This window comes from Caulobacter sp. UC70_42 (genome assembly GCF_044056025.1).
Taxonomy (GTDB): Bacteria; Pseudomonadota; Alphaproteobacteria; order Caulobacterales; family Caulobacteraceae; genus Caulobacter.
Genome location: NZ_CP171994.1, coordinates 4,916,125 through 4,935,826 on the forward strand (window position 1 = coordinate 4,916,125; position 19,702 = coordinate 4,935,826).

General features: G+C 67.8%; 11 protein-coding genes and 3 pseudogenes. 8 read left to right on the plus strand and 6 right to left on the minus strand.

Translation table 11 applies throughout. From position 1 onward, the window contains the following. The first annotated feature begins 45 nt into the window (after window positions 1-45). A complete protein-coding gene (locus tag ACHMW8_RS24765; protein ID WP_395444089.1) occupies window positions 46-987 on the plus strand; it encodes a flippase-like domain-containing protein in 942 nt (313 codons plus the stop codon). On the opposite strand, the gene ACHMW8_RS24770 is transcribed toward ACHMW8_RS24765, so the two are convergent. The 4 genes and pseudogenes from ACHMW8_RS24770 to ACHMW8_RS24785 all read right to left on the minus strand — a co-directional run bounded on the left by ACHMW8_RS24770 (window position 984) and on the right by ACHMW8_RS24785 (window position 4,469). After that, window positions 984-1,589, minus strand: coding sequence for a response regulator transcription factor (locus tag ACHMW8_RS24770; protein WP_395444090.1), 606 nt, complete (start codon window positions 1,587-1,589; stop codon window positions 984-986). The two genes, ACHMW8_RS24765 and ACHMW8_RS24770, sit on opposite strands and share 4 nt — an antisense overlap. After that, on the minus strand, window positions 1,586-2,746 hold the full coding sequence (locus ACHMW8_RS24775) for a histidine kinase (RefSeq protein ID WP_395446048.1): 1,161 nt from the start codon (window positions 2,744-2,746) through the stop codon (window positions 1,586-1,588). Before ACHMW8_RS24775 ends, ACHMW8_RS24770 begins: the two co-directional genes overlap by 4 nt. Before the next feature lie 2 nt (window positions 2,747-2,748). Beyond that, the gene (locus ACHMW8_RS24780; RefSeq protein WP_125157372.1) at window positions 2,749-3,486 is read right to left on the minus strand and encodes an ABC transporter permease; all 738 of its coding nucleotides are present in this window, start codon (window positions 3,484-3,486) and stop codon (window positions 2,749-2,751) included. Window position 3,487: 1 nt separating this feature from the next. Further along, window positions 3,488-4,469 (minus strand): annotated as a pseudogene (locus ACHMW8_RS24785) (ABC transporter ATP-binding protein). Window positions 4,470-4,591: 122 nt separating this feature from the next. Here ACHMW8_RS24785 and ACHMW8_RS24790 point away from each other — a divergent pair. Together ACHMW8_RS24790 and ACHMW8_RS24795 are read left to right on the plus strand one after the other, a co-directional pair. Further along, complete coding sequence (locus ACHMW8_RS24790; RefSeq protein ID WP_395444091.1) at window positions 4,592-6,901, plus strand: acyl-CoA dehydrogenase; 2,310 nt, start codon at window positions 4,592-4,594, stop codon at window positions 6,899-6,901. Between the two features lie 62 nt (window positions 6,902-6,963). After that, window positions 6,964-7,911, plus strand: coding sequence for a UDP-glucuronic acid decarboxylase family protein (locus ACHMW8_RS24795; RefSeq protein ID WP_125157369.1), 948 nt, complete (start codon window positions 6,964-6,966; stop codon window positions 7,909-7,911). Here ACHMW8_RS24795 and ACHMW8_RS24800 read toward each other — a convergent pair. Beyond that, window positions 7,908-8,969 carry a sterol desaturase family protein gene (locus tag ACHMW8_RS24800; RefSeq protein ID WP_395444092.1) on the minus strand — a complete coding sequence of 354 codons (1,062 nt, stop codon included), beginning with the start codon at window positions 8,967-8,969 and terminating at the stop codon, window positions 7,908-7,910. The two genes, ACHMW8_RS24795 and ACHMW8_RS24800, sit on opposite strands and share 4 nt — an antisense overlap. Before the next feature lie 141 nt (window positions 8,970-9,110). Between ACHMW8_RS24800 and ACHMW8_RS24805 the strand changes: the two genes are divergently transcribed. From ACHMW8_RS24805 to ACHMW8_RS24820, 4 genes and pseudogenes are all read left to right on the plus strand, one after another. After that, window positions 9,111-11,096 (plus strand): TonB-dependent receptor, encoded by a 1,986-nt coding sequence (locus tag ACHMW8_RS24805; RefSeq protein WP_395444093.1) that lies wholly within the window; start codon window positions 9,111-9,113, stop codon window positions 11,094-11,096. A gap of 83 nt (window positions 11,097-11,179) precedes the next feature. Further along, window positions 11,180-13,621 (plus strand): M1 family metallopeptidase, encoded by a 2,442-nt coding sequence (locus tag ACHMW8_RS24810; protein ID WP_395444094.1) that lies wholly within the window; start codon window positions 11,180-11,182, stop codon window positions 13,619-13,621. Then, complete coding sequence (locus ACHMW8_RS24815) at window positions 13,618-14,142, plus strand: DUF6702 family protein (protein WP_125157365.1); 525 nt, start codon at window positions 13,618-13,620, stop codon at window positions 14,140-14,142. The genes ACHMW8_RS24810 and ACHMW8_RS24815 overlap by 4 nt, the downstream gene beginning before the upstream one ends. Window positions 14,143-14,239: 97 nt before the next feature. Then, window positions 14,240-16,485: pseudogene (locus tag ACHMW8_RS24820) on the plus strand (TonB-dependent receptor domain-containing protein). Between the two features lie 77 nt (window positions 16,486-16,562). On the opposite strand, the gene ACHMW8_RS24825 reads toward ACHMW8_RS24820, so the two are convergent. After that, the gene (locus ACHMW8_RS24825) at window positions 16,563-17,969 is read right to left on the minus strand and encodes a short-chain fatty acyl-CoA regulator family protein (RefSeq protein ID WP_125157363.1); all 1,407 of its coding nucleotides are present in this window, start codon (window positions 17,967-17,969) and stop codon (window positions 16,563-16,565) included. Window positions 17,970-18,154: 185 nt separating this feature from the next. On the opposite strand from ACHMW8_RS24825, the pseudogene ACHMW8_RS24830 reads away from it, so the two are divergent. Continuing rightward, a pseudogene (locus ACHMW8_RS24830) lies at window positions 18,155-19,688 on the plus strand (acyl-CoA carboxylase subunit beta). The last annotated feature ends 14 nt before the right edge of the window (window positions 19,689-19,702 follow it).

The following is a 19,702-nucleotide window of genomic DNA, read 5'->3' on the forward strand; positions in this document are numbered from 1 at the left end:
ACGGGGGGGCAAGCGCAAGGCAAACCTTCGCTTTGGCGAGGCTGGTTGCTGACGATCGGGATCGCCCTTCTGGCGATCCTGCTGGCGACGCACGGGGTCGGCGCCGTCCGCGAAATCCTGGCTCAGGTCGGCTGGCAGGCGGTGATCGTCATTGCCGCCCACCTGCCCGTGACCTTCCTGGCCACCGTGAGCTGGCAGGTCCTGCTGCCGCCCGATCGTCGCCCGCCCCTGACCTTCCTGTTCCGCGTCCGCCTGATCAAGGAGGCGGTCAACGCCCTTCTTCCGGTCGCCCAGGTCGGCGGCGATGTCGTGCGGGCCAAGCTGTCGGCCCGCAACGGCCTGACTCTGGCCGAGGCCACGGCGAGTTGCGTCGTCGATGTCCTGGCCGGAACGGTGGGTCTGGTGCTGTTCGTCCTGGCCAGCCTGCTCGTGGCCATCGCCACGCTGCACGACCCACGTCTGGCGCAAGCCGGCCTGACCCTGGTCGCCATCGTCCTGGGCGTCGCGTTGAGCGCCTATCTGGCCCACAAGGTCGGCCTGCACCGGCGCCTGAGTCAGTTCTCGCAGCGCTGGACCGCCATAGCCGGCCGAGCCGGCGAATTGGGCGACGCCTTCCGCCTCATCGGCCGCCAGCGCGGAAACCTGTTCGCCTCCTGGGCCTGGCACATGGCCGCCTGGCTCGCCGGCGCGTTCGAAACCTATGTCTCGATGTGGGCCCTGGGCCTCGACCCCACCCTCCTTCAGGCCCTGATCGTCGAGGGCCTCGCTCAGACGGCCAAGGTCGTCGGCTTCGCCATCCCCGGGGCGCTGGGCGTGCAGGAAGGCGGCTACCTGCTGCTGGGCGGCGCGCTGGGCCTGACCCCAGACCAGGCCCTGGCTCTTTCGCTGCTGCGCCGCCTGCGCGAGCTGACGCTCGGCGTGATCGGCCTGGTGCTGTGGCGGACGACGCGAGCGCCGGCGGCCGACCCCGAACCCGTGACGGCCTAAAGCCAGCCGTTGGAGCGGGCGATCCGGCCGGCCTCGACCCGGTTGGCCGCGCCCAGCTTCTGGGCCGCTTCGGACAGGTAGTTGCGGATCGTGCCCGGCGAGAGGTCCAGCACGTCGGCGATCTCCTTGTTCGAACGCCCCTCCTCGGCCAGACGCAGGATCGCGCGCTCGCGGTCGGTCAACGGATCGGGCTCGGCGTCCCAGATCGCCTCGGACAGCTCAGGCGCTATGGCCCGCCCACCGGCGGCGACGGTGCGGACGGCGGCGGCCAGCACGCTGCTGGGGCCATCCTTGAGGAGATAGCCCCTCACCCCCGCTTCCATGGCCCGGCGCAGATAGCCCGGCCGACCGAAGGTGGTCACGATCAGCACCCGCGTCGTCGAGCCCTCGGCCTTCAGCCGGGCGGCGACGTCGATACCGGTCAGGCTGGGCATCTCGATGTCGGAGATCAACACGTCCGGCTTCTCGGCCCTGACCAGTTCCAGGGCGGCGGCGCCATCGGGAGCCCGGCCCACGACCTGGATGTCGCCCTCCATCTCGAGCAGCGCGCTGAGCGCCCCCAGCACCATCTTCTGGTCTTCGGCGATGACGACGCGGATCACGATGCGGTCTCCCCATTCGCGCTGCTCAGGGGCGCGGTGGCGACGAGGCGGGTCCCGGTCTTGCCGGACCTGATGTCCAGCGCCCCGCCGATGGCGGCCAGGCGCGCGCGCATGCCTTTCAGGCCCGAACCCTCGACCAGCCGACCGGCGCCAGAACCATCGTCGGCGATGGTGAGCGTGAGCGCCTTGGCGCTCGGTTCGAGCCTGATGTCGCAACGCTTGGCCCCGGCGTGACGGATGACGTTGGTCACCCCTTCACGCAGGGCCATGGCCAGCACGGCCTCCTGGGCCGGAAAGCCATCGGTGGTCAGGGCCGAGATCTCGGCCTGGATGTCGGCGGCGGTCAGGGCCTGGCGGGCCTTGTCGATCTCGAACGCCAGGGAGGCGCCCCTCATCCCGACCACCGCCGTGCGCACCTCGGAGAGGGCCTCGCGGGCGGCGGCGGCGACGGCCTGCATCTCTCGCTCGGCGGCCTCGGCGTCGCGGGTGACCAGACGAGCGGCCAGTTCGGCCTTGACGGCCACCAGGGTCAGGGTGTGGCCCAGGAGGTCGTGCAGGTCGCGGGAAATCCGCTCGCGCTCGGCCGTGGTGGCCAGGGCTCGGACCTCCTCGTGGGCGACGGCCAGTTCCTGGTTCTTCCGTTCGACATCCGTCTGCATCAGCGTGGCGAAGCCGGTGATGCCGCCGAACAGCAGGCCGGAGGCCCAGATCGGCCAGACGTGACGGTAGAAAGCCAGCCCCACCGCCAGCAGCGCGATCTCCAGGGCGATCATCACCCGGATCGACATCCGCCGCGACGGCAGGCGCGAGGCGAACGACATGGCGTAGATCGTGTAGACGCTCCAGCCGGCGTTGAACGGCGAAAGCGCCAGGCCGATGCCGTAGATCGCCAGCACCTGCCACAGCGCCGGGCGGCCCCGGTTTCTCCAGATGGCCCAGAACAGGCCGATGAAGACCAGCAGGCCGCCAATCGAGGCGACCAGCTCCAGCGTCCCGGGCCGGTGATTGAGCCAGGAGATGAAGTAGAACGGCAGGTAGGACAGGAAGATCAGGCTTCCGTTACGCCGCATCCCAACCCCGGCGGTCGCCGCCGGGGTCGCATCCTTGCCTCGTGTTCCCTGATCCATGGCGGCGATGTCGCGCGGCGGGCTCGTCACGGTCAAGCCGCTTGCCGCCGCCAGGCCGACCAGGCGCCGATCATGGCGGCGATGCTGATCGCGGCCAGGATCGAGAGGTGATGCGGGACGTCCGCCATCGGTTGCATGCCCGACAACATCTGCGACAGCTGTCCCAGGTGATAGGACGGCGTGACCTCAGCGATGTCGCCGGCCCACTTCGGCATGATGCTGAGCGGGACCCACAGGCCGCCGAACAGGCAGAGGCTCAGGAACAACAGGTTGGCGACGGCGGTGGCGCCCTGCGAGCCGAACCGCAGCCCGACGTTCAGGCCGATCAGGGCGAACGGGATGGCCGAAGCCAGACCCAAGCCCAGGGTCGCGGCCCAGCGCCACGGGACCATCCTCACGCCGCCCAACCAGGCCAGGGCGCCGAGCAGGCCGATCGCGACGCCGACCAAAACGAGGGCGGCGATCAGGCGACCGGCCAGGTAGCCGCCGGCGGGCAGCGGCGCGATCTGCTTCAGCTCGATCAGCTTGGCCTCGCGCTCGGCGGCCACGGCGGCGCCGAAGCCGAACATGGCCGGGGCGATGGACGCGAAGATCACGTAGTTGGCCAGCATCATATGGGCGATCTCCTCGCGCCCCTTGCTGAGACCAAGGCCCATCATCCCGTAGAACAGCAGCGGCAGGGCCACGCTGGGGATGATGAACTGCGGGGTGCGCCAGGTGGAGACGATCTGGGCGCGAGCTTCACGGATGTAGACGGACAGGGTGTGCATTTCAGGCGGCCTCGGCTTGACGGGTTGAGGCAGGCGCGCCGGCCTGCACGAGACGGGTGACGGCGTCCTCCAGCGAGGCGCCGGCGACGGTCAGATCATCGACAGTCTCATCGCGGGCCAGCAGTTCGCGCAGGGTGGCGGGGGCCGAGGGGGTCAGCAGCGTGACCCGGCCGCCATCGCGGCTGACGCCGGTGACCCGGGCCAGGTTCGAGAGTTCGGCGTCCGACAGGCGCGTGCGACAGCGAATGGCTACGCCCGAAACACGGCTCTTGATCGCTTCCGGCGTGCCGTCGGCGATAACCTGGCCGTGGTCGATGACCACGATGCGATCGGCCAGGGCCTCGGCCTCGTCCAGGTGGTGGGTGGTCAGCAGCACGGCCGCGCCCCGGGCGATCTCGGCGCGGACGGCGATCCACAGACCGCGACGGGCGTCGATGTCCATGCCGGTGGTCGGCTCATCCAGCACCAGGAAGTCCGGGCGGCCGGCGATGGCCAGGGCGAACTGCACGCGGCGCTGCTGGCCGCCGGATAGCGCGCCGCATCGACGACGCTCCAGCCCCTCGAGACCGGCCAGACGGAGGGTCTCGTCCAGAGGACGGGGCTGGCGATAGTCAGCCCCGGAACAGCTCGACCTGTTCGCGGACCGTCAGGGTGCGCGGCAGACCGGCTTCCTGCAGCATGACCCCCATGCGGCCCCGGGCGGCGACGTCACGCGGGTCGCCGCCGAACAGGCTGGCGGTCCCCGCGTCGGGACGAAGGCGACCTGTCAGCAGGGCGACGCTGGTGCTCTTGCCGGCGCCGTTCGGCCCCAGCAGGGCGACGCACTGACCGGGACGGATGTCGAGATCCAGGCCGTTCAGGGCCAAGGCGGCGCCGCGACGCTTGACCGCTTGGCGCAGCATCGCGATCGGTTCGGAAGGTCTGGATGACATGGGTGGCTCCCTCGTTGTGAAGCCACCATGCCGTCGCCCGACGCGGTCCATCAGTGCCGCGCGTCACGGACGTCGCATGACAAACGTCACCCTTAAGTCATCCAAGGCCGCGTTTTCGCGGAGCCGCCTCGCCGCGCTCGCGTTTTGACAGCGAGTATCCGAGAGGCAGCGTCATGATCAGCTCTTCCTTCCGTCGGGACACCATCACCCGGCCGATCTACCAGTGGGCCAAGGGCGTGCTGCCCGCCCTGTCCGAAACCGAGCGCGACGCGATCGAGGCCGGCGACACCTGGTGGGACGCGAACCTGTTCACCGGCGATCCGGACTGGAACGAGCTGCTCTCCTATCCCAAGCCGATGCTCAGCCCCGAGGAGCAGGCGTTCTTCGATGGCCCCGTGAACACGCTGTGCGCCATGCTCGACGACTGGCGCATGACCTGGGAGACGCGCGATCTGCCGCCCGAGGTCTGGGACTTCCTGAAGCGCGAGAAGTTCTTCGGCATGATCATCCCGAAAGCGTTCGGAGGCCTGGGCTTCTCGGCCTTTGGTCACGCCGAGATCGTCCGCAAGATCGCCACCCGCTCGACCTCGGCGGCGGTGACGGCGATGGTGCCCAATTCGCTCGGCCCGGGCGAGCTGCTGGTGAAGTTCGGGACGAAGGAACAGCAGGACTATTGGCTGCCGCGCCTCGCCGACGGCCGTGAAGTCCCCGCCTTCGGCCTGACCAGCCCTGAGGCCGGCTCCGACGCCGGCGCCATGGTCGACGAGGGCGTGGTCGTTCGCGGAACGTGGAAGGGCGAGAACGTCCTGGGCATCCGCCTGAACTGGCACAAGCGTTACATCACCCTCGGCCCCGTCTGCACGGTGCTGGGCCTGGCCTTCAAGCTGCGCGACCCCGATCGCCTGCTGGGCGGCGAGGAGGACATCGGCATCACCTGCGCCCTGGTGCCGACTGACACGCCGGGGGTCAGTATCGGCCGTCGCCACCTGCCGGCCTTCCAGACCTTCCAGAACGGTCCGAACTGGGGCCAGGACGTCTTCATCCCGCTGGACCTGATCATCGGCGGCGCCGAGCGCGCCGGCCAGGGCTGGAAGATGCTGATGACCGCCCTGGCGGCCGGGCGCGGCATCTCCCTGCCCGCCATGGCCGGTGCGGCGGCCGCCTACAGCGCGCTGACCACCGGCGCCTATGCCCGGGTGCGCAGCCAGTTCGGCATCGCCATCGGCAAGTTCGAGGGCGTGCAGGAGCGTCTGGCCCGCATCGCCGGCAACGCCTACCTGGTCGACGGCGCGAGGCGGCTGACCTGCGCGGGCCTGGACCTCGACAGGCATCCGTCGGTGATCTCGGCGATGATGAAGTCGGGCGCGACCGAGCGGATGCGCGTCGTGGTCAACGACGCGATGGACGTCCACGGCGGCAAGGCGATCATGGAGGGCCCGCGCAACTATATGGGCAGCCAGTACCGCGCCCTGCCGGTCGGCATCACGGTCGAGGGCGCCAACATCCTGACCCGCAGCCTGATGGTGTTCGGCCAGGGCGCGATCCGCGCCCATCCCTACATGCTGAAGGAGATCCTGGCCCTGGGCGATCAGGACGACGCCAGGGGCCTCGCGCAGTTCGACGAGACGTTCTGGAAACATGTCGTCCACGCCCTGCGCAACGGTATCCGCGCCACGGCCCGCGCCTGGACCGACGGCGCCCTGGCGCCCGCGCCGGACGCCGGCCGCGCCGCCCGCTTCTACCGCAAGCTGGGCCGCTACAGCGCCGCCTTCGCCCTGACCTCGGACATCGCCCTGCTGACCCTGGGCGGCGAATTGAAGCGCAAGGAGATGCTGTCGGCGCGTCTGGGCGACATTCTTTCCGAGATGTACTTCCTGTCCGGCGCCCTGAAGCGCTGGGAGGACGACGGCCGACCGGACGCCGACTTCCCGCTGCTGCAATGGTGCGCCGAGACGGCCTTCGCCACGATCGAGCAGCGGCTGGACGAGGTCTTCGCCAACCTGCCCAATCGCTTCGCGGCATGGCTGCTGCGCGCGGCTGTGCTGCCGTTTGGCGCCCGCCGCCGAGGTCCGTCGGACCACGTCACCCGCGCCTGCGCCGACCTGATCCTGCACCCGTCCGCCACCCGCGACCGCCTGGTCGAGGGCGTCTATGTCGGCGGCAAGGACGAGGCGATCGGTCAGTTGATCGACGCCTTCGAGCGCGTGGTGGTCACCCAGCCGATCCATGACCGCCTGAAGGACCAGGGCGTCCGCCACTGGAAGGACGGCCTGGCCAAGAACCTGCTGACGCCGGATGAGATCGCCGCCCTCGACGCCGCCGATCAAGCGGTGGCGGCCGTCATCGCGGTCGACGACTTCGCGCCCGAGCAACTCTCGCCCCGTCCGGTGGAAACGGCCCAGCCCGCCAAGCGACCAAAGCCCATCGCGGAGCCCTCGGTCGTCACCGAGCCCCGCTCCTTCGGCGAGGGCTCGACGGCCTAGAAAACCGAGCGGTACAACGTCAGGGACGACTCTCCTTGAGTCCCTGAAAGGTCGGCCGGTCCATGCACACGCAGAGAATCCTGGTGACCGGCGGCGCCGGCTTCGTCGGCTCGCATCTGTGCGACCGACTGTTGGAGACAGGGGCCGAAGTGCTCTGCGTGGACAACTACTACACAGGCTCGCGCCAGAACGTGGCCCAGAACCTGACCAATCCGCGCTTCGAGCTGCTACGCCACGACGTGACCATGCCGCTCTATGTCGAGGTCGACCAGATCTACAACCTGGCCTGCCCGGCCAGTCCGGTGCACTACCAGTTCGATCCCGTGCAGACGACCAAGACCAGCGTCCACGGGGCGATCAACATGCTGGGCCTGGCCAAGCGGGTGAAGGCCAAGATCCTGCAGGCTTCGACCTCGGAAGTGTATGGCGACCCAACCATTCACCCCCAGGTCGAAAGCTACTGGGGCAACGTCAATCCGATCGGCATCCGCTCGTGCTACGATGAGGGCAAGCGCTGCGCCGAGACCCTGTTCTTCGACTACTGGCGCCAGCACAGGCTGCGCATCAAGGTGGCGCGGATCTTCAACACCTACGGCCCGCGCATGCATCCGAACGACGGGCGCGTGGTGTCCAACTTCATCGTCCAGGCCCTGAAGGGCGAGGACATCACCCTCTATGGCGACGGCGCCCAGACGCGCTCTTTCTGCTATGTCGACGACCTGGTCGACGGCCTGATCCGCCTGATGAACACCGGCGACGAGGTGACCGGCCCGATCAACCTGGGCAACCCGGTCGAGTTCACGATGAAACAGTTGGCGGAGCTGGTCGTGGAGCTCACGGGCAGCAAGTCGGATCTCGTCCACCGCCCCCTGCCCTCGGACGACCCGCGCCAGCGCCAGCCCGACATCACCCTGGCCAAGCAGGTGCTGGACTGGACCCCGACCGCCCCGCTGAAGGTCGGCCTGATGCGGACGATCGAGTATTTCGACGGGCTGTTGAAGGCGGCTTAGCGCTTCCGGCCCAGCCAGCGCAGATCGGCGTCCGGCCCATCATTGCGGCCGCCGAACCAGCCCGTCCAGAAGTGGACGTAGTCTCGCAGCATGTCGCGCGGCACGAAGAAGCCATGGCTGTAGGGCGTGTCGACGCCGATCGCCAGCTTCGGGTCGGGCTTGTCCTCGTACCAGCTGCCGAACAGGTGGTCCCAGATCGGCGCGATGCCGAAGTGGCCCGTGGGCCGGCTCATGTCCAGCTTGTGGTGCTCGCGGTGATGGTTCGGCGACTGGAGCAGCCAACGGCCGATCCAGCCCCAGTCGGACTCGATCTTGGAATGGATGATGAAGCCCAGGGCCACGACCAGCACATTGACGTAGATCATCACCTCGCCCGGCGCGCCCAGCACGGCCAGCGGCAGGTTGACGACGAAGGTGGCGGTGAAGGTCACCGGATGCTGGCGCACCGAGGTCACCACGCCAAAATCCTCGGCCGAGTGGTGATAACGGTGCAGCGGCCACATGAACTTGGTGTGGTCGATCCGATGGGTCCAGTAGTCGAAGAAGCTGTAGAGCGCGAGATAGAGCGGCAGTTGCAGCGCGAACGGCAGCGGCGGCGGGCCCAGGTTCACCCCCGTATGGGCGGCGATCGCATCATGCAGCCAAGCCCCCGAGATCATCGAGGCGCCCAGCATCAGCACCCGGCCGACGATGTCGAGCACGTGGCCCTGCCCCAGGATGAAGACCGCCAGGTCGGTGTTCAGCGACGGCGTGCGGGCGAGCAGCAGTTGGCGTAGCGAGCTGTCGCGCCAGCCCACCACCACGCACTCGATCCACAGCGCCGTCGGCAGCAGCAGAAAGACCAGGAAGACATTGTTCAGATGGTCGTGAACCGACGCCGTATGCAGGGTCTTGCCCAGGATCGTCAGGCTCAGTTCGGCGGGGATCAGGCGCAGCGACAGCCACCAGGCCGCGCCCGCGACGGCGGCATAGGCCACAAAGCCCGCGACCAGCGCGGCGCGGCCGAGGCCCTGACGCGGCGGGGTGTCGACGCCGATCTCGGCGGCGGCTTGCAGCACTGCAGGTTTCAAACGTCCCGTTCCCCTGAACTTTCGGCGGCCATTCATGACGCGGCGCGTTAAAACTTGGTGTGGCGGCGCAACGTTCGGTCGAGACGGGCGGAACTTGTCCAAAGCGTCCCGCTCGCCTAACAGCCGGGCATGATCCGTTCCGCGTTTCTGATCGCCCTGCTTTCCGCCGCCTCGACGCCGGTTCTCGCCCAGGCCCAGGAGGTCGAGGCGATCTCGGTCTGGGGTCGCCGCGCCAACGACTTCGGCCGCGCGACGTCCGCCAGCGAGGGCCGCATCGCCTACGCCGACTTCGCCGTGCGTCCGCTGCTGCGCCCGGGCGAGTTGATCGAAGCCGTGCCCGGCCTGGCCGCCACCCAGCATTCGGGCGCAGGCAAGGCCAACCAGTATTTCCTGCGCGGCTTCAACCTTGACCACGGCACGGACCTGTCGGCCTCGCTGGACGGCGTGCCGCTGAACCTGCCCAGCCACGGTCACGGCCAGGGTTATCTCGACCTCAATGTCCTGACTCCGGAGTTCGTCCACGACATCGGCTTCAAGAAGGGACCCTATTCCGCCGAGAACGGCGACTTCGCCACCGCCGGCGCCGTCGCCTTCGAGACCGCCGACCACCTGCACGGCGACGGGCTGCAGGCCTGGGTCGGCGAGAACGACTACTACCGCGCCGTAGGCTCCAAGGCCCTGAGCCAGAACGTGCTGGTCGCCGCCGACGTCTCGACCGCGCGCGGCGCCTGGTCGACGCCGGAGGACCTGAAGAAGATCAACCTCCTCGGGCGCGCCCTCGTCGGGGGCTGGTCGATCACCGCCCTGGCCTACGACGCCGACTGGAACGCCACCGACCAGATCCCGCGCCGCGCGGTCGAGGATGGGCGGCTGGGCTATCTCGACGCGGTCGACAAGACCGACGGCGGGAACACCTCGCGCTACATCCTGTCCGCCCGCCGCCGCGACCTGCTGCGCGGCCTGGACAGCGTGGTCTATGTCCAGCGCTACCGGCTCGATCTCTATTCGAACTTCACCTACTTCCTCGAGGATCCGGTCCATGGCGACCAGTTCGAGCAGGTCGACCAGCGCTGGATCTATGGCGGCGCGCTGACCAAGCGCTGGACGCTAGGGGACGGCTGGAGCGCCCGCACCGGCGCCTCGGTCCGCATCGACGACATCGGCAAGGTCGGCCTCTATCGCGCCACCGCCCGCGTCCGTCGCGAGACGGTGCGCCAGGACGCGTTGACCGAATGGTCGACGGCCCTGTGGGGCGAGGCCTCTCGATCCTTCGGCAAGCTGGACGCCACCTTCGGCCTGCGCGCCGACGCCATGGGCGCGGACGTCAAGGCCGGCGATCCCCGCAACGCCGGCGACGTCAGCGACCTGCTGGTCAGTCCCAAGCTGGCCCTGGCCTGGCGCCTTTCGAAGACCTTCGAGCTCTACGCCGACGCCGGACGCGGCTTCCATTCCAACGATGCTCGCGGGGCGGTGATCACGGTCGATCCGGTCACCGGCGATCCGGCCGAGCGTGCGCCGCTGCTGTCGCCGTCCGACGGCGCGGAGCTGGGCCTGCGCTGGAAGCGCGCGGGCCTGACCCTGACGGCGGCCGCCTGGGCGCTGCGCGTCGATTCAGAGCTGGTCTATGTCGGCGACGCCGGCTTTACCGAGGCCGCCGGCGCGACCCGACGCAAGGGGATCGAGCTGTTGGCCGACTGGCGACCAACCGCTCATCTGAACCTGACGGCGTCCTACGCCGGAACCCACGCCCGCTTCACGAATGGCGACCGCATCCCCAACGCCGTCGGTTCGGTGCTGAGCGCCGGCGCCAGCTGGAAGCTGGGCCAGGCCTCGACCCTCTCTCTGACCTGGCGCCGCCTCGGCGCCGCGCCGCTAATCGAGGACAATTCCGTGCGCTCGCGGCCGACCAGCCTGGTCAACGCGCTGTTCGTCCAGGATTTCGGCAAGGCCAGTCTGATGGTCGAGGTTCTGAACCTGACCAACAGCAAGAAGGACGACATCGCCTATGCCTATGCCTCGCGGCTGCCCGGCGAGCCGGCGGATGGCGTGGAGGATATCCACTTGCACCCGGTCGAGCCCCGCACGGTCCGCGCCGGCATCAAGATAAATTTCTGACACATTCACGCGAAAATGGGGTGATTTTCGCCCGAGCCCTGGCAAGGTCTCCGCGGGGTTTTGTCAGGGTTCTGAGGGGCTGAATGTCCAAGCGTTCTATTCGCTACGTCGTGGCTGGCGTGCTCGCCGCCGCGCTTGCTTCCACGTCGTTCGTTTCTGGCGCTCACGCCGACGCCATCAAGCAGACCAAGGCGCCGTTCGACGACAAGTTCCGCCAGCTCGAGGGCGAGGACTGGCCGACGCCGACTGACTACCGCAACGCCGCGGGCGCGCCGGGCTATCGCTACTGGCAGCAGAAGGTCGACTACGATGTCGCCGTTCGCCTGAACGAAGACACCAAGCTGCTGACCGGCAAGGAGACGATCACCTACAAGAACAACTCGCCGGACAGCCTGCCCTATCTGTGGCTGTTGCTGGACCAGGACTACAAGCGCGACTCGATCAGCAAGCTCACCGAGACCGTCTCGGGCGACTCCATCAGCCTGGGCCAGGTGCGCCGCATTCAGCGCATGAAGGAATGGGAAGGCGGCTTCACCATCAAGTCGGTGAAGGACGCCTCGGGCCGTCCGCTGAAGTTCACCGTCGTCGACACCCTGCTGCGCGTCGACCTGCCCACCGCCGTGCGCGGCAATGGCGGCGAGACCAAGATCACCATCGAATGGTCGCTGCCCATGGTCGAGAACAAGGTCGTCGGCGGCCGCAGCGGCTATGAGTGCTTCACCGGCAAGGGCGAGGACGGCAACTGCATCTACGAGGGCGCCCAGTGGTTCCCGCGCCTGGCCGTCTATTCGGACTATGAAGGCTGGCACAACAAGGCCTTCCTCGGCTCGGGCGAATTCACCCTGGAGTTCGGCGACTATCGCGTCGCCCTGACCGTGCCGTCCGACCACGTGGTTTCGGCCACCGGCGTGCTGCAGAACCCCGCCGCCGTGCTCAGCCCCGCCCAGCGCGACCGCCTGACCAAGGCCCGCACCGCCGCCGAACCGGTCTATGTCGTCACCCCCGAGGAGGCGCTGGCCGCCGAGAAGGGCAAGGCCACGACCGAGAAGACCTGGGTGTTTTCGGCCAGCAACGTCCGCGACTTCGGCTGGGCCAGCTCGCGCAAGTTCGTCTGGGACGCCCTGGGCGTGAAGCAGGAAGGCGACGCCGCCCATCCGGTGGTCATGGCCATGTCGTTCTTCCCGAAGGAAGCGCGCCCGCTGTGGGACGCCTATTCGACCAAGTCGATCGCTCACACCCTCAAGGTCTATTCGGACTTCACCTTCTCCTATCCCTACCCGGTGGCCCAGTCGGTCAACGGCCCGGTCGGCGGGATGGAATATCCGATGATCTCCTTCAACGGCCCGCGGCCGACGAAGGACAAGAAGACCGGCGCCCTCACCTATACCGAACGCGCCAAATACGGCCTGATCGGCGTGGTCATCCACGAAGTGGGCCACAACTACTTCCCGATGATCGTCAATTCGGACGAGCGCCAGTGGACCTGGATGGACGAGGGCCTCAACAGCTTCCTCGAGTTCCAGGCCGAGGTGCAGTGGGACAAGAAGTTCCCGTCGCGGCGCGGCGAGCCCAAGGACATCGTCGAGTACATGGTCAGCCAGGACCAGGTGCCGCTGATGACCCAGTCGGACTCGGTCATCCAGTTCGGTCCGAACGGCTACTCCAAGCCCGCCACTGCCCTGGTCATCCTGCGTGAGACGGTGATGGGCCGCGAACTCTTCGACCGCGCGTTCAAGGAGTACGCCACCCGCTGGCGCTTCAAGCACCCGACGCCGTACGACTTCTTCCGCACCATGGAAAAGTCGTCGGGCATCGATCTCGACTGGTTCTGGCGCGGCTGGTTCTACTCGACCGACCACGTCGACATCTCGCTGGACAAGATCGTCAAGGCCCGCCTCGACAGCGGCGATCCGGACGCCGAAGCCGCCGTCCGCAAGGCTCGCCAGGGCACGGAGCCGGAATCGCGCACGACCGCCAACAACAAGGCGCCGACGGTCATCGATCGCGACCCCAAGGTCCGCGACTTCTATGACCAGACCGACGAGTTCACCGTGTTCGAAAGCGCCCGCAAGAAGGCCAAGTCGGCCCGCGAGGACATGACTCCGGAAGAGCTGGCCGCCCAGGACTTCAAGGACAACCTCTACCGCTTCACCTTCCGGAATATCGGCGGCCTGGTGATGCCGGTGATCCTGAAAATGGACTTCACCGACGGCACGACGGAAACGGTCCGTATCCCGGCCGAAATCTGGCGCAAGAACTCCAAGCAGGTCACGTGGCAATACGTGTCCGGCAAGGAGCTGAAGGGCGCCGAACTCGACCCGCTGTGGGAAACCGCCGACGCCGATCGCGGCAACAACGTCTATGACGGCGCCATCACGCCGACGACGCTGAAGATCATGAAGTTCCCGGACGCGTCGAACCGGATGAAGGACGCCAATCTGAAGGTGGAACCCGGCGGTCTGGGCACCTTCCCGGCCCCCGATCCGAAGAAGGACGGCGACAAGAAGGACGAAGGTCCGAAGTGATAGCGCGCGCGGTCGCCCTTATCGCGGCGGCGGGCCTCGCGCTCGCCCCGCTCCCGGCGGCCGCGCATCGCGGCCACGGCGCGCTGAGCGTCGTGGAGATCGACGCCAAGACCGGCGCGGTCAGGGTCAGCCATCGGATTCCGGCGCACGACGCCGAACCGGCCCTGGCCCTGATCGCCCCGGACGCCCAGGCCAGCCTCGACGATCCCGAGGCGGTCGAGGCCCTCAAGACCTACATGCTCGAACACTTCGGCGTCGCCGTGAACGAAGCGCCGATCGCTCTCACGCTTAAGGACATGACCCTCGGGGCGGACGAGGTCCGCTTCGAATATGCCGGCAAGATCGCACCGGCCGACGTAGCCGCGGCCGTGACCGTCAAGGCCGCCATGTTCGCCGACGTCTATGGCGACGAGGTCAATCAGGTGAACATCCGTCGCCTCGGCGTGACCCGCACCCTGGTGTTCAACGGCGCCGAAGCAGCCCTCCCCCAGACGCTGGATGCGGTCGACGCGGCCAACTGAGGCCCGACATGACAAACGTCACCTCGCGCGCCTGACGCCCGGCACTGCAACGCTTTGAGTCGTTCCGGCAAGGTCCTCGCGACAGAGGAGACCTTCCATGACCTTCACGACCCGCCGCGCCGCCCTTCTGGCCGCCACGGGACTGGCCGCGATCAGCGCTTCCGCGCTGGCGACCGACGCCTTCGCCCAGAACTCCGCCCACGGCGACGACGCCCGTTCCGGCTAAGAAGGAGCCATCGACCCAGGTCCAGGGCGTGACCGTCACCGCCCCCTCGGCCCAGGATATCAAGACCTCGATCGACCGTCGCAGCTACAGCCTGGGCAAGGACCTGCAGGCGACGACCGGCTCGGTCGCCGACGTGTTGCGCAACGTTCCCTCGGTTCAGGTCGACGTGCAGGGCAATGTCAGCCTGCGCGGCGACCCCAACGTCACCATCATGATCGACGGCAAGCCATCGGGCATGTTCAAGGGCGACAATCGCGGCCAGGTGCTGCAGCAGATCCCCGCCAGCCAGTTCGAGCGGGTCGAGGTGATGACCAATCCCTCGGCCGCCTTCAGCCCCGAGGGCTCGGCCGGGATCATCAACCTCATCACCAAGCAGCAGCGCGGCGTCGGCACGACCGGTTCGGTCCGCGCCAATGTCGGCACGGAAGGCCGCAAGAACGCCAGCATCAGCCTGGCCCGCAACACCAAGAAACTGACCTTATCGGCCGACGCCGGCTGGCGCCGCGACAAGGCCAAGGGTTCCATCGAGGACGACCGCTCGCGCCTGGATCCCGTCACCGGGCGCTACGCCGACAGCCGCCAGAAGATCGGCTTCAACAGCCACGGCCGGTCGCATAACGCCCGCGCCGGCGTCGACTACGACCTCGACAAGCAGACCCGCCTCAGCGCCGAGGCCCGCTACACCGACACCTCCTACGACTCCAAGGCCGGCTCGTCCTACGAGGGCAAGGACGTCAACGGGCGCCCATCGTTCGCTACCAGCGCCTCAGCGACGGCCACATGAAGAAGTCGGTCGCGGGCCTGACCGGCGACCTGCGCCGCAAGTTCTCCGGCGACGAGCACGAATTCACGCTGCACACCAGCGTCGAGCGCACCCGCGACCGCCAGATCACCGACGCCAACGGCTTCAACCAGCTGCCGGCCGTCTCGAACTATGTCGAACACGTCAGCATCGGCGACGAACTGGTCCAGAGCCGCCTGAAGGCCGAATACAAGCGCCCCCTGGCCGGCGGCGCCAAGCTTGTGGCGGGCTACGAGCTGCAGGTCGACAACAACGACTATGACAACTACGGCGCCCGCGGCCGACGGGCGCCGCCCTGGTCGTCGATCCGGCCCTGACCAACCGGTTCAAGTACGATCAGGTCGTCCACGCGGTCTACGCCACGGTAAGCCGGCCGATCGGCGACCTGACGATCATGCCGGGCCTGCGGATCGAGGAGGTCACGGTCGACACCAACCAGGTCACGTCGAACCTGAAGGACAGCTACGACTACCTGCGCGCCTATCCCTCGCTGCACGTGCAGTACAAGCTCGACGACACGCGCCAGGTCAACGCCAGCTATAGCCGCCGCATCCAGCGCCCGACGGCTCAGGACCTGAACCCGTATCGGATCTATCAGGACCCCTATAACTACCGTCAGGGCGACCCGCGCCTGAAGCCGCAGACCACGGACGCGTTCGAGGTCGGCTACCAGCTGCGCAAGGGCTACAACTACTACCAGGGCACGCTCTACTATCGCGAGGCCCGCGACGGCGTCACCGACGTGATCCGCGACATCGGCGACGGCGTGCTGCTGACCACCAAGGCCAACCTGGCCAAGAGCAGAAGCGGCGGCCTGGAACTGGTGGCCAACGCCCGCCTGACGCCCAAGATCTCGTACACGATCAGCGGCAACGCCTTCTGGAACCAGATCGGCGCCACCGACCTCGGCTTCCCCGACAAGCGCTCGGCCTGGACCGTCTCAGGCTACGCGGCCCTGAACGTCCAGGCCACACCCAAGGACTTCCTGCAGATCAGCGGCTTCGCCACGGGCAAGCGCCTGACGCCGCAAGGCTACAAGGAACCGACCGGCATGTTGCTGCTGGGCTATCGCCACAAGTTCAACGACCGCGTCTTGGGCGTGGTGACGGTGCAGGACGCGCTGAAGACCTTCGGCGACAAGCTGGTCATCGACACGCCGGCCCTGAAGGACCGCCGCGCCCTCGACCTGGACCTGCGGGCCATATTCGTCGGCGTCACCTACAATTTCGGCGGAACCGGCGCCCGCGACCCGCGCCGCCGCCGCGAACCGGCCTTCGACTTCCAGACCAGCCCGGGCGGCGTCGGACCGATGTAACCTCTCGCCCCCTCCACCCTGGAGGATACGTCAGCCGCCCCCTCGACGAAGCCCGTCGCGGAGGGCGGCCCGTCCGCTCACTTCAGCGAGAAGGGCACCCAGCGGCGGTCGTTCTCGAGAACCTCGAAAGCCCGATCGACCGGCGGAAACGCGCGCTGCGCACAATCGGTCCGCTCGCAGATCCGGCAACTGACGCCGATGGGCGCCGAGGGGCCCGTCAGGTCCAGGCCGTCGGCATAGACCAGTTGATCGGCGTACTGCGCCTCGCACCCCAGACCCAGGGCGTAGCGGCGATCGGCCTGCAGATAGGCGCCGGAAGACTTCACCACGCCCTTGGCGACGCAGACATAGCGCAGCCCGTCCGGCATCTCGGCCAGTTGCACCATCCAGGCGTCGGGCCGGCTGAAGGCGTCATGGACGTTCCACATCGGACAGGTCCCGCCGAACCGGGCGAACTGAAAGCGGGTGGCGCTGTGGCGCTTGGTGATGTTGCCCGCGCGGTCCAGCCGCACGAAGTAGAACGGCACGCCCCGCGCGCCCGGCCGCTGAAGGGTGCTGAGGCGATGAAACACCTGCTCCAGGCTCGTCTGGAAGATGAGGCTCAGTTGTTCGACATCGTGGCGCTCGCGCCGCGCGGCCTCGCGGAAGCGACCATAGGGCAATAGCAGCGCGCCCGCGGCATAGTTCAGCAGCCCGGTGCGGCAGACCCGGGCGGCGCTCTCGCTGCGGAACGACGCGGCCTTCAGCTCGGCTTCGACGACATCCGCCAGGGTCATGGCCGCGATCTGGTAGGCCATCTGGAAACTGCGCGTCGCCGCTGGCTGCGCCGCGCCCAGCAGCAACCGCCCTGTCTCCGGCTCGAACCGGCGCAGGAGGTCGAACTCGCGCGAGCGCTCCACCGTCACGCCCAGGCGCTGGGCCAGATGACGCTCCAGGGTCCGCTCGCCGTCGCCCTCCTCCAGGCCCAGCTCACCGGCCAGGGCTTCGGCGGCGACATCCAGGGCGTGAACGTAATTGTCCTTGTAGTGGAAGAAGTCGCGCACCTCTTCATAGGGAAGTAGGGCGCTGGCGACGACACGCTCATCCAGCGACACGGCCTCCTCGGTCTGCTTCAGGCGCTCGTCCAGCTGTCTGTAGGCGCGATGCAGCGCCAGATAGGTCCGCGCGAACTGCGGGGCGTTGGTCACGACCTGCTTGATCTCGCCCAGGCCCGGCGGGTCGCCGCCGCTGACCGGATCGGCGACCGCTTCGCGCAGGTCGGCGATCAGACGCTGATCATCGGCGGCGTCCAGGGCCGTGGCGTCGACCTCGAACACGCGCATGGCGTCGATCAGCACCCGCGCCGTGACCGGCCGTTGATTGGCTTCAATCTGGGAAAGGTAGCTTGGCGACAGACCCAGCCGGATGGCGCAGGTCTCCAGCGTCCAGGCCCGCGCCTGGCGCAGCAGCCTCAGCCGAGGACCGATGAAAAGCTTCTCACGCACCTTCGCAACTTTGCAACTTTGCAGGATTCGCCATCACAGCCCCTCCGCCAACGCCCGAAACTACGAGGGTCAGTCTGGACGACTTTCTCAACTTCGCCAAATTGCAATCTGTGAATGGCCTCGCCGCTCACGTCTCGGTCGCACCTTCCCGCCAGAGGCGACCATCTTCCTTCTCGGGGTGCAAGTTGCAGCACATTCTTGAAATTCTCGACCGTCGTCGCGAGCAGGCCAGGGCTGGCGGCGGGGAGGCGCGGGTGGCCGCCCAGCACGCCAAGGGCAAGCTGACGGCGCGCGAGCGGATCGACCTCCTGCTGGACGAGGGCTCGTTCGAGGAGTTCGACATGTTCGTCGAGCACCGCAGCGCCGACTTCGGCATGGCCGACCAGAAGATCCCCGGCGACGGGGTGGTCACCGGCTGGGGCACGATCAACGGCAAGGTCGTCTACGTCTTCTCCAAGGACTTCACGGTGTTCGGCGGCAGCCTGTCGGGCGCCCACGCGGCCAAGATCGTCAAGGTCCAGCGCCAGGCCATGAAGGTCGGCGCGCCGATCATCGGCCTGTTCGACGCCGGCGGGGCCCGCATTCAGGAGGGCGTCGACAGCCTGGCCGGCTATGCCGACATCTTCCTGGAGAACACCCTGGCCAGCGGCGTCATCCCGCAGATCAGCGTGATCATGGGCCCCTGCGCCGGCGGCGACGTCTATTCGCCCGCGATCACCGACTTCATCTTCATGGTCAAGGACACCAGCTACATGTTCGTGACCGGGCCCGACGTGGTCAAGACCGTCACCAACGAGGTGGTCACCGCCGAGGAACTGGGCGGGGCCCGGGTCCACGCCGCCAAGTCGGGCGTGGCCGAGGGCGCGTTCGAGAACGATCTTGAAGCCCTGACCCAGGTGCGCCGCCTGGTCGACTTCCTGCCCTCGTCCAACCGCGAACCCGCCCCCGAGCGCGAGAGCTTCGACGAGCCCTATCGCGAGGAGGCCAGCCTCGACACCCTGGTCCCGGCCGATCCGACCAAGCCCTACGACATCAAGGAGCTGATCCTGAAGATCGTCGACGAGGCCGACTTCTTCGAGATCTCCAGCGAATGGGCCAAGAACATCGTCGTCGGCTTCGCCCGCATGGACGGCGAGACCGTCGGCGTGGTGGCCAACCAGCCGCAGGTCCTGGCCGGGGTGCTGGACATCGACTCCAGCCGCAAGGCCGCGCGCTTCGTGCGGTTCTGCGACGCCTTCAACATCCCGATCATCACCCTGGTCGACGTGCCGGGCTTCATGCCGGGGACCAAGCAGGAGTACGGCGGCCTGATCAAGCATGGCGCCAAGCTGCTCTTCGCCTATGCCGAGGCCACGGTCCCGAAGATCACCGTCATCACCCGCAAGGCCTATGGCGGGGCCTATGACGTGATGAGCTCCAAGCACCTGCGCGGCGACCTCAACTACGCCTGGCCGACCGCCGAGATCGCGGTGATGGGCGCCAAGGGGGCGGTGGAGATCATCTTCCGCCAGGAGGCCAAGGACCCCGAGGCGCTCGCCGCCCGCGAGGCCGAGTACAAGGACCGCTTCGCCAACCCGTTCGTCGCCGCCAGCCGCGGCTACATCGACGACGTCATCATGCCACACGGCACCCGTCGCCGCATCGTGCGGGGAACTCAAGAGCCTCAAGGGCAAGGAACTGGCGAACCCTTGGCGCAAACACGACAACATCCCGCTCTAGGTCAGGACCCACCC

Bases quoted from the DNA above. Each gene is read 5' to 3' on its own strand.
- ACHMW8_RS24780 (WP_125157372.1), bottom strand. From the start codon at position 3,486: ATGCACACCCTGTCCGTCTACATCCGTGAAGCTCGCGCCCAGATCGTC.
- ACHMW8_RS24790 (WP_395444091.1), top strand. From the start codon at position 4,592: ATGATCAGCTCTTCCTTCCGTCGGGACACCATCACCCGGCCGATCTAC.
- ACHMW8_RS24795 (WP_125157369.1), top strand. From the start codon at position 6,964: ATGCACACGCAGAGAATCCTGGTGACCGGCGGCGCCGGCTTCGTCGGC.
- ACHMW8_RS24805 (WP_395444093.1), top strand. From the start codon at position 9,111: ATGATCCGTTCCGCGTTTCTGATCGCCCTGCTTTCCGCCGCCTCGACG.
- ACHMW8_RS24810 (WP_395444094.1), top strand. From the start codon at position 11,180: ATGTCCAAGCGTTCTATTCGCTACGTCGTGGCTGGCGTGCTCGCCGCC.